This window comes from Bartonella sp. W8122 (assembly GCF_016102485.1).
Lineage (GTDB): Bacteria > Pseudomonadota > Alphaproteobacteria > Rhizobiales > Rhizobiaceae > Bartonella > Bartonella apihabitans.
The window spans coordinates 154,963-169,153 of record NZ_JACFOO010000002.1 but is presented as its reverse complement, the minus strand read 5'-3'; the positions used below and the strand labels follow the sequence as shown (position 1 = coordinate 169,153).

The following is a 14,191-nucleotide window of genomic DNA, read 5'->3' as shown; positions in this document are numbered from 1 at the left end:
TCTTTTCCTACATTCTGTTTTTGTTTCGCGCTTCGTTAATCGTTTGGCCAATCATGTTCGGTAGGTTTTTATGATATTCGCGAATGTTTTGTTGTGATACCTGTTGAGCTACTTCACGTACTCGAACGTCAAAATAGTCCGATGCCTCAACACTCACGACAACATCCCGTTGTTCTTGTTGCGGTTGGGCAGGGGCACTTCTTCCACTACCATTTACAGCGATGCCTAGAGTGCCACGTGCATCACGTTTCAACGGCATGACCGCTTCCGGTCCTGCTTCTCCCATGATGCCCTTCCCAAAGCCATCTCCATCAGCAAAACGAAACGGGGTAGGGGATGTCACGATCGAATTTGTGAATGCACTACCTTTCGCAAACATCTTGACCTGTCCAGACGATGTAAAAGCACCGCCTTTCGCAAAAAGTCCGGTCATCCCACCATATTTACTCATAAGAATGGGATTACCCTGACCACCACCAAAGGCATTGCTAAGCAACCCACCCAGTGAATACTTGCTGTCCGAAAGTCCGGCTAGTTGTAAAACCAAGTCCTTGATCGTCGGCATGAGAGAGGCAAGGGAATCTCTCCAACTGTCCGTTCCTGCAATCATGCGATATAAGGTGTCTTCGCCAGTATCTCCGAGCTGTTGCCAAGCTTGTCGATTGCGCTTCGTTGTCTCCAAAAGACGGATATTTGCCGCGTCAATTGAATTCAGGTTCTCTTCAAGCCCGTACTGTTTAAGCGTGTCAGCAACGCTCTTATCAATGTCGCTACGCCCCATTTGACGCCACTGATATGACATGTCTTGATCGAGGCGTGCTTTAGCGGCCGCTTCTGCCGCTTTCTGATATGCTACTACAAGCTTGTCGATTTCCTCTCGCTTGGCAGCGGTAATAATGCGGCCTTTATCTGTTGCTTTTTGTTCCAGCTCCAGCTTCATGCGCAGTGTGTCTGCTGCAATTCCTGCCTTTCCAGCAACTTGTGCTTCAAGCTCCAATTGCCCGACGCGGTCTTGCCCGCTTTTGATCAGATCACGATAGGCGTTAGCTTCTCTTTGTGCAGCCTTTTCTGCTTGCTTAGATGCCTTTTCAGCATTTTTCGCATTTTGGGTAGTAATGTAAATTGTCTCGACTTTGTTTTCGATGTCATCCGAATCTTTTAATACCGTCGTTCCAAAAAGAAGTCTGGTTCTGATCTCATCTTTTTTCTTTTGTTTTGGTGTTTTATTAGCGTCCGCAATCAACTGTTCATAGTTTTTATCGACTTGCGCTAGATCGGCATCCGCATCTTTTAAATTCTTTGCGTTTGCCCCATAAGGAGTAAGGCTAACGCCGATGTTAACCTGTTTGTCTTTTATACTTTCGAGAACGTCAGCAAATTCTTCTGCTTTTGTTTGAGCAAACTGGAATCTGTTAGATGCATCTTCAAGTTTGTGCACCAAGCCGCTAAACGCATCTATTCCTTTGATTTCGTTAAGTTTAGAACTGAATTCTTCGGATTTTATTTCTCCCTTTTCAAGGCGATCAATCAATGCATTAATTTGGCTGATTTGATCGCCATTAAGCCCTGAGACTTGGGAACGTTCTACGGTATCCTTTAACTCATCGAGTTGTTGCTTGGCTTTATCTAAACCAAGCGTCCCGCCCATCATAAAATCATCATTCAATGCTTTTTTATAATGGTCGATAGCTACAGTCGCGTCTTCAATTGCTGATGCAAGGTCAGCGTTTTTATTATCATTTTGCAGCTTTTTTAACGCATCGTCCGCTTTATAGACTTCCGTCGGATATTTGCTAATCAACTCCAGCAACGAACGGAGCGTTTCATAATTTTTTGCGTCTACAGGTGATCCAAACTTTACCTTATCCGCTTTTGTAAGAACTTCGGCAAATTCATCACTTTGTTTCTCTCTGCCCACAAAAGGAAGGCTATCAAAATAGTTAGCCTTGGAGCTTCCCGAAATGCGTTCGATTTCTTCATGAACATCTTTCAGATGAGCAGCCTGTGCCCCCGCGCTCATCTGTGCAATGGAACTTGTTATTTTGTCGATATTTGCAGCCGCTAAGGGTGCTGAATAGCCGAGTTCCTGCCATACTTTTTGCAGGCTTTCCGATTTCTGTCTGGCTTCTTCTGCGCGCTTTGAAGAATAATACATAGCGGCACTTACAGCCATTATTCCAGCTCCAACGGGGCCACCAACAAAGCTAAGCCCCTTTGATACTAAGCCACCTAGGCCGCTCACAGCACGGCTAGCTACTGAAGCTTTAGCAACAGCTATATCTTGTGCCAACAAAGCACGATTAGCGTTTTGTGTTTTAGCAGCGAGATCAACTTGAGCCGCTGATACGGCTCTGTTTGCTGTTACAACTTGTGCCGCTGCTTGAGCATGAGTAAGTCCGGCTAATTGTCCAGCTTTAGCAGACTCTAAGGCAGCAACAGCCCTTACGCGTTCTGCATTTGCAGCGTCTAACGTTGCTTTAGCAGCTTGTTGATCGGCAAGAGCGGTTTCACGGATAGCAGTTGCTTTTTGAAGTGCTGCCGTACGGCTATTAAGCATAACTGCATTGCCTTCGAGAATAGCAGCCGTAAGCTTAACTTGTTGACCTGCCGCACTTGCTGCACTTGCAATCATCGGGCCGAATATTCTAGCCGCCGACACACCAATTGCAGCTAACATTGTGTTCCCGAGAATATCAAAATTGTCAGCAACCAATTTGATCGTTCCGGAAACAGCTTTTGACGCACCTGTGACGCCATCCATTGTGCCGATGTATTCGGTTGCAGCGTTTTTGACGAGCGTTAGACTTTGTTCAATCGTCAATGATGTTTTGGCAAACTGTGCTTCGATCTGTTGTCTAGCCTTCAAGATTGCAGTCAAAACTCGTTCGCTTGTTAGTTTGCCTTGTGCTCCTAGGTCTTTTAATCCTGCAATAGTTGTCCCGAATTCATCAGCAATAGCTTGAGCAAGAACGGGTGCGTTCTCACGAATAGAGCGCAATTCATCACCTTGCAGGACACCCGAACCCAATGCTTGACCGAGCTGTAACACGCCAGCCGCTTGTTCTGATGCCGCTGCTCCTCCAACGGCAAAGGCTTTTGAAACGATATTCGTCGCGTCTGCAACTTCTTGTTCACTTTTTGCAACGCCTTTAGAATTTCGCATGATACGAGCGTAAAGGTCAGCATATTCGACAATGCTTGAACGTGCATTGTCTGCACCTTTTTTAAGGTCACTCAGTGAACGCGCCTGCATACCGGATGATTGAGATGCGGCCGCGATCTTGTTGTTCATAAGTGTCCAACTGTCGGCATATCGCCTGATCTCATTAGCAGCAACACTGACACCAAGTACCTGCAAGACATTGTTGAATCTCGTCATTACAGTACCGGCATTGAGCAGGCTAGCGGATAGTCTGTTCACGTTACCCTGCATTGTTGTCATGCCGGTGCTGAAGCCTTTCAAACGTTGTTCTACGCGCTGTGTTACTCCAGCGAACTTATCCAGATTTTGGCTAGCATTGAGCAAGCTTTCCGAGCGTACTTCAATACCCAGTGTTGCAATGTCCATGATCGTCTTTCCAATATGAAAAGCCCACCGGTTAGGGTGGGCTATAAAGCAGTTATTTTGTGCGGTGATATGAGAATGCGAATAGTCATCAGACGCGACTGTATGCATTCTATTTAATGGAATTTATAAGCAATGCCTAACCGCACTTCATGTGTTTTGTAGTCTGCTTTTAAGGTCACTGGTTCATCAATAAATTCATTGTTGAAATCAAAGTCCTTACTACCATAATCGGTATACCGGTATTCAGATCGCAGAATAACATGGTTTGTTAGCGCATATTCTATACCGCCACCAACGGTATAACCGGTCAACGATTTTTTGACTGTCTCAGATGCCGGATAATACGTCATGATGCCGTCAATAATGTAGCTGTATGACGAACGCATTGTTGCTAGTCCGGCGGTGGCGTAAATGAGATAACGATCATTGGTGTAGCCTAGACGCGCTCTTAAAGCGGCTGATCTTTTTACCTTAAGTCGTTCTTCGTCAAAATAGTAATTGCGAACAAAAGGATATTTCTGTCTAGAATTTTTTAGGACGAGAAACGGATCCTCAAGTTCTTTTTTACTGTCATCAGAATTAAACCAAGCAATGTCACCTTCTACACCAACTAATAAACTTTTGTTCAACTGGAAGTTATATCCCATAAAGAGGCCACCGGAAAATGTGTCATCGGTAAACTTGTATTGTTGGTCTGGTTTGTCGAAATACATACTTAGTCCATTAGGATTTTTGTCATAGGATGAAAAAAGTTCATTTTGACGTCCGTGTTCAACTTTGTTGTGTATCCATCCCGTCTGACCACCAATGTAAAAACCATTCCACGTCATATCATTTGTATTGGCGACCGGCATCGGGTCTTTAGCCGTTACAATATCAGCCGCATGAGCTAGTGATAAACCGGTCATAATGAACATTGTTGATAAGCATGTAACACGACGGAACATGTGCGCCTCCCTCTAATTCTTTCAGTTAATCTAAAAGAAGTTGATTATGTCAACAGGTGGAAACGCATAAGTTGTATATAACGATTGCGCTTTGCCCCATTTTCTAATCTGTTGCGACTCCGATCAAAGGCTATAAGGCGTATTCTTAAAGAACGTTTGACGAAAAGATAGTTTTTAAATATCTATTCTCCTGCCCAGTTTTTGAGAGGGGGCTTAGATGAGAATACTACTACTTTTACCAATTGTTATTTTTATATGCGGTTGCCAGACACAGCCTCCTAACCCGAGAGATTCAATTAACCCAGTATTGTGTGATGCTCCACAATATTTGGACAGCTACCAACGAAATTTGTGCGCCCGTCAAAAAGCTGGAACCGCCCCTGCTTACCAACCCGTTACCATCTTGACGCCTGATCCCGAATACAAATTAACCGCTAAAGATATAAGTATCGTCAAGAATGGTGTTGCTAAAGAATTAAAAGATCCGACCAGCCCTATCTTTGGGAACATGAAGGCTACAAAAAGTAAAAAAGACGTTATAACCGTCTGTGGGTTTGTTAATGGCAAAAACAGTTACGGCGCGTACACCGGACAAAAGCCTTTCATCGGTGCATTAACTAACGACAGTTTCCTTTTGATCGGCATTGGTGAAGACGATATTCACACTACGGCAACATATGATGTATGCGCACAGAAAGGCATCCACTTGCCCTAAAAACAGGGCATTGCCATGATAGCAACATCCCTTAAACAAACTCGATTTTATCTATAGTGCGATAGATAGATCTGGTTGTTTGGCGCGTCTGGAACTATGAAGTGTATTGAGCCGAGTTGACCGTGTTTTCTAATCCGTTACAACTTAAATTGTACCACAATTTAACGTATCCTGCGGTGGTCGCGGCTTGGCTGCATTTTCTGATTTGTTGCAGTTTTTCAAACATTATCTTTCGGTTTTTTGAATTTATTGCATAAAATGCGAGAAAACTTAGCCCATTAGCAAACAAACAATAAAGGGGCTCTAAAGCCCCCTTGTTCTTGCCGTTGTTTCAGTTCTATTTAATGCAAGGGCTGGTTAAGCAGCTCTGCGAGCTTCACTAGGCCTTTAGCTGTAACAAGTGCACGGGTTGCTACACGTTCTCGACCTTCTGCATCAAGATAAAGGTGGTCATCGTGTTCCATGAAACCCAATCTGCGCTTTTCGTCATAGGCAAGCCAATTCTTGGAACCCGACCTTTTGAATATCCAACGGCGCGAATCCATAAAACGAAACAAATCATCCCGTTTTACACCTAGCGTTTTCGCCGCATCACTGATGCACATCGAACCACGTGCTCCCTCCAGCCGGTCAAGTTTTTTCAAGTTTTGTTTTTGTTCTGTAATGAGTTCATCTTTCTTCTTATTTTCTAACTGAAGGTGGTTCATAACTCCAATGAGGATAGCAGGGTCCGAATAATCAATCATCACATTGGATTGCCGACGTAATTCCGCCTCCATAGCATTGAACTGTTCAATGTAACGCAATTTGAATTGTAGTGCCTTTTTGCCAGTGAACCCCATTGCCAATAAGGTGAAGCCATCTCTATCCATGTTGTAGGTTTTGTATGTCTGACCATTCTGAGGCTCAATATATGGGGTATGCCCAAAATTGGGCACACCCTCTGCTATCAGATTTTCAATGTCCCGAATGATATGTTTATGCTGTTTTCCGAAATAAGCGGCAACATCACGGCTGTTAGCGAAAACTTCACCATCTTGAATAAATACCACTGGTTGATGTTCGTGTTTTATTGGAACCGAATTGATTTGAGTTTCATTTTCTACGTATGACATGTTACATGTCCTTTCGTTGGCAGCCCGTAAAAGCTGCTGATCCAAGAGGGGAGAGCGGACTACATGTGGATCAAGCACTGCCGCTCTCCCTGAACCGTGTTTACGCACGGTATCGGTGAATTAGGATTAATGCTTATTGATGAGGTATTTTCTTACTGCTTTAAGGAGCGGTTCAACGATTTCGCTATAGCTATTCTCTCGTATCTGCTCATTGGCTAAATCAATGGCAGCAATGGCACCTTCTGCGGTTAAGATCGGCCTATCCCAATTTTTGATTAGGTTCCACCATGGCAACCATGTGTATTCGGCGGCATCGTTATCGTCGTCTTCCGGTAGAGAGTTAAACTCTTCCATAGCGGCATAATATTTTCTTATAATGAGCAGGAGCGGGTCAAGCACATCATTGGCGGCTTGTCGCTTGGCGTCGACAACATAAATCTGTTTGTCTTCGACAGTTGTGTTTCTGCCGTAATACATGCTATTGGCAACGTTAGCCATTCGAGCCTCCTTCTACAGGTTCGTTTCGGTTAGGGCTGATGCGAGATTGCAGTCTTGCGTCAGCCTGATTTATTTGGTACCATTTATTTTATGATAAAGCAAGATAAAAATGGTACCAAAAAACGAGGTCGTCCAAAAATTGGACAAGGCACACAAATACAAGTGCGTCTCCAGCCCGATCTTTTGGCTTTGCTTGACCTTTGGATTGCTTCTCAACCTGATCCAAAGCCGACTAGACCCGAAGTTTTGCGCCTATCGCTAACCGAAATGTTGAAACCTGTTAAAAAAGATTAGTTTTGTCCAACCAAGCGTAAATTCCTGTGGCCTTGACGCTCTGCAATCTTTTGCCGGATTGCAAACTTACCGCCGCTCTTTAAATACAGATCGGTCAAAGAAAGCATGTCCGATTTGTCGTGAAATTGAACCCTATTGAAAGTTAAATCAGATTTTACTATAATATGAGCATTCATCTTAGATAGTCCTTTTATCTTGGGTGATAGATGCAAAGCCCGCCATGGCGGTGTTGTTGTTTGTGGTGGCAGGGCTTTTGCTTCCTACGGCGTATTGCCCTGTCACTTTTTGATTAACCTCAAGACCGTGGTGCAGTAAGGCTTTTATTGTGTCTGTACGGCTAGTCATTCCATTTAATAATCCCTATCTGTCTAATTAAAATCACTCTCGACCACAAAGTTCACTCTAATCTTGGGTGTGAGATCGAGCCTGTATTTGTTAATCATTTGCATACGCAAATATGATAACATATTCATATCTAAATTATCATTTGCATTTTGTCAAATATGTTTTAATATACGCTGGAACGTATGAGGTTAGATATGGCTGAAAAAGAAAATAATATGGTGTCCCCTACAGATGATGCCCAACGAAAAATATATGTTCTTCCGAAAGAGCTAGTCGAAAGAATAGTTACGTTTCAAAGGAAACATGGTTATCCGTCCGAAGTGGAAGCTGTTAGACACCTGTTGAATAGGGCGTTATTGTTTTCTCAAACACCTGTTGAACTAATGACAGATGTTTGGCGTTACTTAGACGATGCTGAAGACGATGCTAAGGCTATCGAAAATATGGTCAAAGATTTGTTGATGGGGCATCCATTGGTATCTATCCTAAGTATACAAAAAAATGGTTATTTTATTACTCTTGAAAATGGCGATGAATACAAAATTGGTAAAAATGGAGGAATGATAGAGTTAAAAATCGGTACTGGTGAGTGGGCCAATTGGAAACCCCCTTTGAGCGAAATCATATAACAAAAGATGACACAAGACGAATCCCAAAAAGTTAGATGGGTTCACCCAACGACTAAGCATATTGCCTCACTGATAATGGAACACGCCCAGAGGTAATACGCCGTATCCTCGAAGAGTATCTAAAATAATCACCGGTTTTCGCGGTTTAATACCGTCTCCTCAATTTTGGGGAGACGCCCATCTCCATTCTTTAACCGGTTTTACGAGGTTAGATTGTAATAAGGGGGGTGTGCTCAAATTTGAGCATACCCCCTAAGATCATGTTTTCACTGCTTCTGGACATCAACATAGGAGGTCGGCTGAATTTTCAGCTTACCTCTTTGTCGGAATAACCAACGGGCTGAACTTTCAGCTCGTTAATAAGCCGCAAGATAGGTTCCTCAATTTTGAGGAGCCTCTCGATGGACGCCCACCTTTAGGTTTTTCGGTATTTTCCGAAAAACTCCTACCTCTTGTTCTTCTCCTCAAGCCTTTTCATGTTGATTGAACGTTCTTTTGCAAGAGCCGCGAGATAAGCCTGATCTAATTCAAGGAGGATTATTCGTTCCTCGCGATTAAGAATATTGCCGGTAAACTTTTCCCAATTGAACACATCCACCGGCTTTAACGGTTGCGGTCCGTTCTCGCTGAAGTCGCGAAATCTGGTAATCTGCCAAAAACAATCGAGAATATATTCGCCACCTATGACCTCTTCCATTTCTGGTACTGGTTGGCTGAAGCGGATATTTCTTTCTCGACGTGTCTCGCCGTCAAAGTCCGGTGTGTTATACCGGACTATGTAACGGATGTATTCGATCAGTTCGTTTTTGAGGTCTCCAAAAAATTTGCTAGGTTATTTGTAGCCTCCGTTACCTGTGAGAATATCCATTCTTGTTCCTTGAGGATTTTCAGCACATTAGCTTCAGTAAAATCTGGAATAGAGCCATTATACTTGTTCTTTCCCCAATCCCAACCAGCAACACAGGCAGCCGCTTTACGGTATTCGTTAGCCACTGTATCCTTTGCTTTAAGACGTTTATTTGACTGTCTAAGCTCGTAAATTTCATCAATGATTTGACGTTGCACAGCTTGGGCAGCTTGGCTATTCATTGATCGGATTTTGAACGTTACACCGACAGGTTCATAAGTATCAGGATGAAGCAGCTCTAACGAGTAGAGCTGTTCATTATCAACGATCTTGCCTAAATCCATTACTCAGTCTCCTGAGTTTGTTGCGGTGCATTGGTTTTGAGCTGAGGCGGCACAACGATTTCAAGCTGGTTGTTTGCGATCGTGTATGTTTCTGTGATGAAATCTTCCACGCCACCGCCTGAACGCACCGGCCCCGTGATAAGCCCCCGATTGTAAAACACCGAATTGGTATGGTTCTCATCCGGTGCATCATTCACTTCGCGTTTCGTCGCATACATATAGTTGTTACCTGCAATCTTACGTAAAGCCTGCTGTCCAGGGGCGTCGGGTGTGTAAGCGACTTCCAAACTACCGCCACCGGCATCTGTCACGCCTTTCGCCTTTTGTGTGACTGTGGTGTCAATCGTATCATACTTGATAATGTTTGTTGAACTGCCACTTTCAGGCAGCTTTCCGACCTCTTCGATTTTTGTCCACTCCAAAGCCTCAAACTGTTCTTTGGTGAGGTCACTAGGCTGTGGGGTAGTGCAGATATAGAACTTCCCGTTAGCATTCGCTCTTGCCATGGTATTTTCCTTTGTACTGTTTGTGGTAATAAAAAAGGCGGTAACAAGACCGCCTAAGGGATACTCAAAAAGGCTTGTGAGCCTTACTTATGCACACACTGATATTGAATAGTTACCGGTACTCTATACCGATTTCCGTCTTGCATTGCGGGGGCTATAGACGGCTTAGAATAGATGTCGACGATAACATCATCTTCCTGCAATCTGGTTCCTTTCTTGAAATGTTCGACAACTTGACCAGCTCGCTTTAGAACCTCTATTTCGCCAATGTTAGACTGTCCTACAACCGTAACTTGTAATAGGCCTAAATGTTGTGTCGGGTCATCAGCTCCGATTAAGAAGTTGCGGTTGGTATTTGGAAGATATCGTGCTTCCAGATATGCTTCATCCGGCGGTTCAAATGGAACATTCGGATAAGCGATTTTCATTGTATCGGATAAAATATCCAGATGTTTGAACAGAAGCTCCGGAATGGTACTTTCTAGCGTCATTTTTTACTGCATAGCCTTTGCTTTTGCGACTGAAACTGCCTTAGCGACGTGTGCATCCCAATTTTGAGCGGATAAACGCACCATGCCAGCACCTGAATAGCTCCTGAACCCGTATTCAACTGGAAGGGCGTATGCTGCTGTATATGATGCATAGATTGTTTGCCCAATTTTAGAACCAGCGATAGCTAGGGCATACTGTGTCGGCATTCCATAGCTGTTTCTTGTTGCACCTTCAGACGGTACGTTATTTGGCCGTATTGGGGCAGGGGTGTTGAACTTAACGGTTAAGCTAGCACGTAAATAACCAGTATCTACCGGTGTACGATCAAGCATATCCTCTACAACATATTGCGTTGCGGTCTGAAATACTGCTAGCATCCTTGCCTTCGATTTCAAAACCCAATCATCTATTTGAGCTGTAAAGGATGCCTGTTTAATCATGGCTAATCTCATAAATCGCGATATACAAAGACGCCTTCTCGAGGAATTGCTAGATATTCCCTCTAATGAGAAAGACTATTCAGAGGAACAGCCAACATCTGAAGAACTAGCAAATTTAAAATATTTGAAAGATCACGGGCTCATTGAATGGGAAGCCCGTTATATGGACGATGACCAGTTAAACGTTTTTTCAACGACAATAACAGCTCGGGGCATTGATTATATGTTAGAAGATGGCGGACTAACCGAGGAACTCAACGTTGTAACGATTAAACTTCATGCAGACACAATCAAAGACCTTATGATCGCCAAAATTCAATCGTCTGAAGCTACCCCAACTGTTAAACAGAACCTGATTAAAAAGTTAAAAGAGCTCCCAGCGGATACGGCCAAAGAGTTGTTTATGACTATCGTCAAAAAAGGAATTGATAGTATTCCGGATGTTGCCAAATGGCTTCCGACATTCCTTCATTCATTGCAATAGTAACACGTCATCCTCGGATAAACCTACAGCATGTCGCCCTTATTTATATTTTTGGTGTAATCGAGCCGCACCAGTTGAATGCACCGGCAGTTGATTGTCTCGCTTGCCGGTGCTCCTAAACTCCGATCATGTGGATATTTCATCTTGTATCCGTCCGGCGTAATGAATGGCGTTTGTAGCCCTTTGACGGTTTGTCTATTCATAGCAGCATGGCTATCACGTACTCGATTATCACTGGCTGTTTTCCATACTCTTTGAACATCCTGATCTGTATAGATTGTCTTATCGAGTGTCTGCTCCATTGCTTCCTGTTGCGAGGCATTCAAGCTTTCCAATGCTTCCGTTCTCGCAATCGTATCACCCCGAAGCTTTAATAATGAAACTTCATACCGGTTCAGCATCTTAGTGATTAAATCTGCCGGTAGTTTTTCGCCACTTTGGATAGCCTTTAAAACAGTTCTGTCAAACCGTTTATCTCTCCTTGCTCTATTGAGATAAGCTTTATATCCTTCTATTTGCCCAGAAGTTAGCTCCTGACGAGCGTTTTCGACAAATGATGCTTGATTACTGGTTAAGCCAATAATGCCGCCTGTACGGCGTCCTGTGACCTTTTCTATACGCCCTACAATATCAAGCGCAACCGAACGCGGGTTCCTACCATATATCATACCATTGGTAAGAGCTGATCTGATCGCTTCCTTTTGGTCTGTGATGATATTCGTAACCAGATTGCTGCTATGTTGCTTGAGCCATTGTTCCGCACGTGCGTTTCTTGCATCAAACCGAACCACAACCTTATGCCCTGAAGGGCTTTTAAGCCGTGGTAATTTCGATAAAGCGGCTATTCCCCCTGCATTGAACGTTTCTCTTATGGCATCTGCTACCGGATTAAATGCTGTGCTATCAACCGGTATGGCATTAACTGCTCCGGTAATATCGCCTTTTTGCAAACGTTCGATGATCTCTTCGATTACAGCGTCGGAACGTATTGTCTCGATTGCTTCCAGAAATGCTTTCCGAATAGCCGGTTCATATTGCTGAACTATTTGTTCAAGCTGTTCTTGTTCCGATAGACGTTTCAACATAACTATTACAATCTAAAGTGGTTAATCATTCGAGGAGTGAAGAATGGGTTGGTTTTCAAACGGCTATTCTCAATTAATAACGTCACTTATCGCCATTTCTGGCTTGGCTCTTTCGATCTTTAATTCTTGGTATATGTGGAAACGTGACAAAAAAGAACTGTATTTTGAGGCTTTTTTTCTCCAATCATCTGATCCCAGATGGGGCGAAGTGCATGTTTCCTTCGCTAATAAATCACTGAGACCTATCACTGTCAAAGAATACGGCTTTAAATATGTTTCTTCATCCGCTTCAAAAATGGTAGAACCAAAAGCCGTTGAAATTAAGAAAAGCCACTATGACGAACTTATAAAATTAGCAACCAGCGAACAATATTCTTATGCCGTTTATTTCGTAAAATCTGCTGGAAATATCAAAACAGCCGAAAGTAATTTCATGTTAAAGGCTATTCCCTATGCTATAGACACTGAAGGGCAACTATACACAGGGGCGCCATTCAAACATCCGGCCAATTTTGTTTTTTTCCTCCCTAAGTCCGACACTGACAAAGATAATAAATCGGAACACCAGCTGGGCTGAGTTCTGTCACAGCAACGACAGTATGTTGCACTCCGTTAAAAACAATCTTATCCGTTGTCTTTGGTGTGATTTCAAGCCCGTATGCAGGAATATAGACTTTTAAGTCACCCGATTTGATAAGTGTGCCATCAATGTCTTTTGCCAGATAGTACAATACAACCAACTTGCAGGCATAAGCCTTCACGTCTTGAGACGGGTTCCAGCCTGAACCACTGTTCACTTGCCTTTCAATTGAACCAGTTTGCCCATACCTGTTTATCATGCGATTTGCCGTTGTCACGGAGCGGCTATAATCAAACTTATCCATGGTCACGCCCTCGCACATATTCCGAATAAAGCCGCTTTTGCTTTTGGATTGGTAAGACCTGCTAACAACCGATCAATAATAGTTACGACCGGCATCACATCTTCGGCCGTTCCTTTGCCGTCCTTGTAAATGGTAGTTATCTCTCCGATTTCTTCCTGCTTGACCGCTTCTGATTGGATGTAATCCGGTGCTAGGCTGTTAGGTTTCGTTAATTCTCGCCATATAGCTTCACAGGCGGCGTTTTTAATGGCAGGTGGTATGATTGCATCATTCACCGAACAACCGCGCCAGACGGCTTCTTTACGCGGCCATTCAAGTGATTGATCGACAGATGCCACTTTACCAATGAACCGGTTACCATAAGTGGCGTCAAGCCAACGAGTACCACGCCGGCAAGCTTGTTCAATGTCTTCATCTTTAAAACCGGCTAGATTATAACCAAACTTCTTTGAATATTCATTGAACTCGGCAATCGTGACATAGCTATCAGCCGCTTGATCGCCTGCTGTCGTGATGAGTGTCATGTTGTGAGCCTTTTACTGTTTGGCTGGAGCTGCCTCTTGCTTTGCTGGTGCTGCCTCTTGTTTGGCTTGAGGTGCTTCCTGCTTTGCCACAGGCGTTTCTTGCTTGGTTTCCGGCTTTTCTTTTTGTGAAGCTGCTTTTAGTGCGTCTTCATAGGCTGCAATGATTTTAGCCCGACTTGTATTCTTGCGAATTGTATCGCCTGTAACTTCCTTGATCGCCTCGATCATGTCATTGTTGCTCAAGTCTGGATAAGGATCCGGTGCATCGTCTGTCTCATCGAGATTAACGTCCTGCTTAGCGGTTTCTGATGCCTTTGCATCTGATGAGCTAGGCCTGAAACGTTCGTCGATGATCGTGTAACCTTTTTCACGTAACAGTCTTTTACGTTCGGGGGAAACCGGATGCTTTTCATAAATGATTTTTTCTTCTGCCATTGTCTTAACCTTTCGACGGTTTATGGAAGAATGAACGGG

19 protein-coding genes are annotated in these 14,191 nt (G+C 43.6%); 5 read left to right on the top strand and 14 right to left on the bottom strand.

Annotation, left to right across the window (positions count from 1 at the left end; translation table 11 throughout):
• Window positions 1-7 precede the first annotated feature (7 nt).
• Together H3S83_RS11530 and H3S83_RS11010 are read right to left on the bottom strand one after the other, a co-directional pair.
• Window positions 8-3,568, bottom strand: coding sequence for a tape measure protein (locus H3S83_RS11530; RefSeq protein WP_246741805.1), 3,561 nt, complete (start codon window positions 3,566-3,568; stop codon window positions 8-10).
• A gap of 113 nt (window positions 3,569-3,681) precedes the next feature.
• The gene (locus H3S83_RS11010; protein WP_198239835.1) at window positions 3,682-4,515 is read right to left on the bottom strand and encodes an outer membrane protein; all 834 of its coding nucleotides are present in this window, start codon (window positions 4,513-4,515) and stop codon (window positions 3,682-3,684) included.
• A 217-nt stretch (window positions 4,516-4,732) separates the two neighbouring features.
• On the opposite strand from H3S83_RS11010, the gene H3S83_RS11005 reads away from it, so the two are divergent.
• Window positions 4,733-5,230, top strand: coding sequence for a hypothetical protein (locus tag H3S83_RS11005; RefSeq protein ID WP_198239834.1), 498 nt, complete (start codon window positions 4,733-4,735; stop codon window positions 5,228-5,230).
• A 341-nt stretch (window positions 5,231-5,571) separates the two neighbouring features.
• Here H3S83_RS11005 and H3S83_RS11000 read toward each other — a convergent pair whose 3' ends face one another.
• Entirely contained in the window at window positions 5,572-6,423 is an 852-nt protein-coding gene (locus H3S83_RS11000; protein WP_370541373.1) for a Rha family transcriptional regulator, read from the bottom strand.
• A gap of 48 nt (window positions 6,424-6,471) precedes the next feature.
• Complete coding sequence (locus tag H3S83_RS10995; protein ID WP_198239833.1) at window positions 6,472-6,843, bottom strand: hypothetical protein; 372 nt, start codon at window positions 6,841-6,843, stop codon at window positions 6,472-6,474.
• Between the two features lie 54 nt (window positions 6,844-6,897).
• Between H3S83_RS10995 and H3S83_RS10990 the strand changes: the two genes are divergently transcribed.
• Window positions 6,898-7,137 (top strand): hypothetical protein, encoded by a 240-nt coding sequence (locus H3S83_RS10990; RefSeq protein ID WP_246741804.1) that lies wholly within the window; start codon window positions 6,898-6,900, stop codon window positions 7,135-7,137.
• A gap of 177 nt (window positions 7,138-7,314) precedes the next feature.
• Here the strand turns inward: H3S83_RS10990 and H3S83_RS10985 are convergent, their stop codons facing one another.
• Window positions 7,315-7,482 carry a hypothetical protein gene (locus tag H3S83_RS10985; RefSeq protein WP_198239832.1) on the bottom strand — a complete coding sequence of 56 codons (168 nt, stop codon included), beginning with the start codon at window positions 7,480-7,482 and terminating at the stop codon, window positions 7,315-7,317.
• A 194-nt stretch (window positions 7,483-7,676) separates the two neighbouring features.
• Here H3S83_RS10985 and H3S83_RS10980 point away from each other — a divergent pair, with 194 nt between their 5' ends.
• On the top strand, window positions 7,677-8,111 hold the full coding sequence (locus H3S83_RS10980; RefSeq protein ID WP_198239831.1) for a hypothetical protein: 435 nt from the start codon (window positions 7,677-7,679) through the stop codon (window positions 8,109-8,111).
• A 445-nt stretch (window positions 8,112-8,556) separates the two neighbouring features.
• On the opposite strand, the gene H3S83_RS10975 is transcribed toward H3S83_RS10980, so the two are convergent.
• The 5 genes from H3S83_RS10975 to H3S83_RS10955 all read right to left on the bottom strand — a co-directional run bounded on the left by H3S83_RS10975 (window position 8,557) and on the right by H3S83_RS10955 (window position 10,740).
• Window positions 8,557-8,808, bottom strand: coding sequence for a hypothetical protein (locus tag H3S83_RS10975; RefSeq protein WP_198239830.1), 252 nt, complete (start codon window positions 8,806-8,808; stop codon window positions 8,557-8,559).
• Window positions 8,809-8,906: 98 nt separating this feature from the next.
• Window positions 8,907-9,302 (bottom strand): hypothetical protein, encoded by a 396-nt coding sequence (locus tag H3S83_RS10970; protein WP_198239829.1) that lies wholly within the window; start codon window positions 9,300-9,302, stop codon window positions 8,907-8,909.
• On the bottom strand, window positions 9,302-9,808 hold the full coding sequence (locus H3S83_RS10965) for a hypothetical protein (RefSeq protein ID WP_198239828.1): 507 nt from the start codon (window positions 9,806-9,808) through the stop codon (window positions 9,302-9,304). Before H3S83_RS10965 ends, H3S83_RS10970 begins: the two co-directional genes overlap by 1 nt.
• An 83-nt stretch (window positions 9,809-9,891) precedes the next feature.
• On the bottom strand, window positions 9,892-10,299 hold the full coding sequence (locus tag H3S83_RS10960) for a DUF4128 domain-containing protein (RefSeq protein WP_198239827.1): 408 nt from the start codon (window positions 10,297-10,299) through the stop codon (window positions 9,892-9,894).
• Between the two features lie 3 nt (window positions 10,300-10,302).
• Window positions 10,303-10,740 carry an HK97 gp10 family phage protein gene (locus H3S83_RS10955; RefSeq protein ID WP_198239826.1) on the bottom strand — a complete coding sequence of 146 codons (438 nt, stop codon included), beginning with the start codon at window positions 10,738-10,740 and terminating at the stop codon, window positions 10,303-10,305.
• Between H3S83_RS10955 and H3S83_RS10950 the strand changes: the two genes are divergently transcribed.
• Window positions 10,739-11,224 carry a hypothetical protein gene (locus H3S83_RS10950; protein ID WP_198239825.1) on the top strand — a complete coding sequence of 162 codons (486 nt, stop codon included), beginning with the start codon at window positions 10,739-10,741 and terminating at the stop codon, window positions 11,222-11,224. The two genes, H3S83_RS10955 and H3S83_RS10950, sit on opposite strands and share 2 nt — an antisense overlap.
• Window positions 11,225-11,247: 23 nt before the next feature.
• On the opposite strand, the gene H3S83_RS10945 is transcribed toward H3S83_RS10950, so the two are convergent.
• The gene (locus tag H3S83_RS10945) at window positions 11,248-12,309 is read right to left on the bottom strand and encodes a phage minor head protein (RefSeq protein ID WP_198239824.1); all 1,062 of its coding nucleotides are present in this window, start codon (window positions 12,307-12,309) and stop codon (window positions 11,248-11,250) included.
• A gap of 43 nt (window positions 12,310-12,352) precedes the next feature.
• On the opposite strand from H3S83_RS10945, the gene H3S83_RS10940 reads away from it, so the two are divergent.
• Window positions 12,353-12,886 carry a hypothetical protein gene (locus H3S83_RS10940; protein ID WP_198239823.1) on the top strand — a complete coding sequence of 178 codons (534 nt, stop codon included), beginning with the start codon at window positions 12,353-12,355 and terminating at the stop codon, window positions 12,884-12,886.
• Here the strand turns inward: H3S83_RS10940 and H3S83_RS10935 are convergent.
• The 3 genes from H3S83_RS10935 to H3S83_RS10925 are packed head-to-tail and all read right to left on the bottom strand — an operon-like array spanning window position 12,837 to window position 14,152.
• Window positions 12,837-13,193 carry a hypothetical protein gene (locus H3S83_RS10935; protein ID WP_198239822.1) on the bottom strand — a complete coding sequence of 119 codons (357 nt, stop codon included), beginning with the start codon at window positions 13,191-13,193 and terminating at the stop codon, window positions 12,837-12,839. The genes H3S83_RS10940 and H3S83_RS10935 overlap by 50 nt on opposite strands.
• A 2-nt stretch (window positions 13,194-13,195) precedes the next feature.
• Entirely contained in the window at window positions 13,196-13,717 is a 522-nt protein-coding gene (locus H3S83_RS10930) for a DnaT-like ssDNA-binding protein (RefSeq protein WP_198239821.1), read from the bottom strand.
• Window positions 13,718-13,729: 12 nt separating this feature from the next.
• On the bottom strand, window positions 13,730-14,152 hold the full coding sequence (locus H3S83_RS10925; protein WP_198239820.1) for a hypothetical protein: 423 nt from the start codon (window positions 14,150-14,152) through the stop codon (window positions 13,730-13,732).
• Window positions 14,153-14,191: the final 39 nt, after the last annotated feature.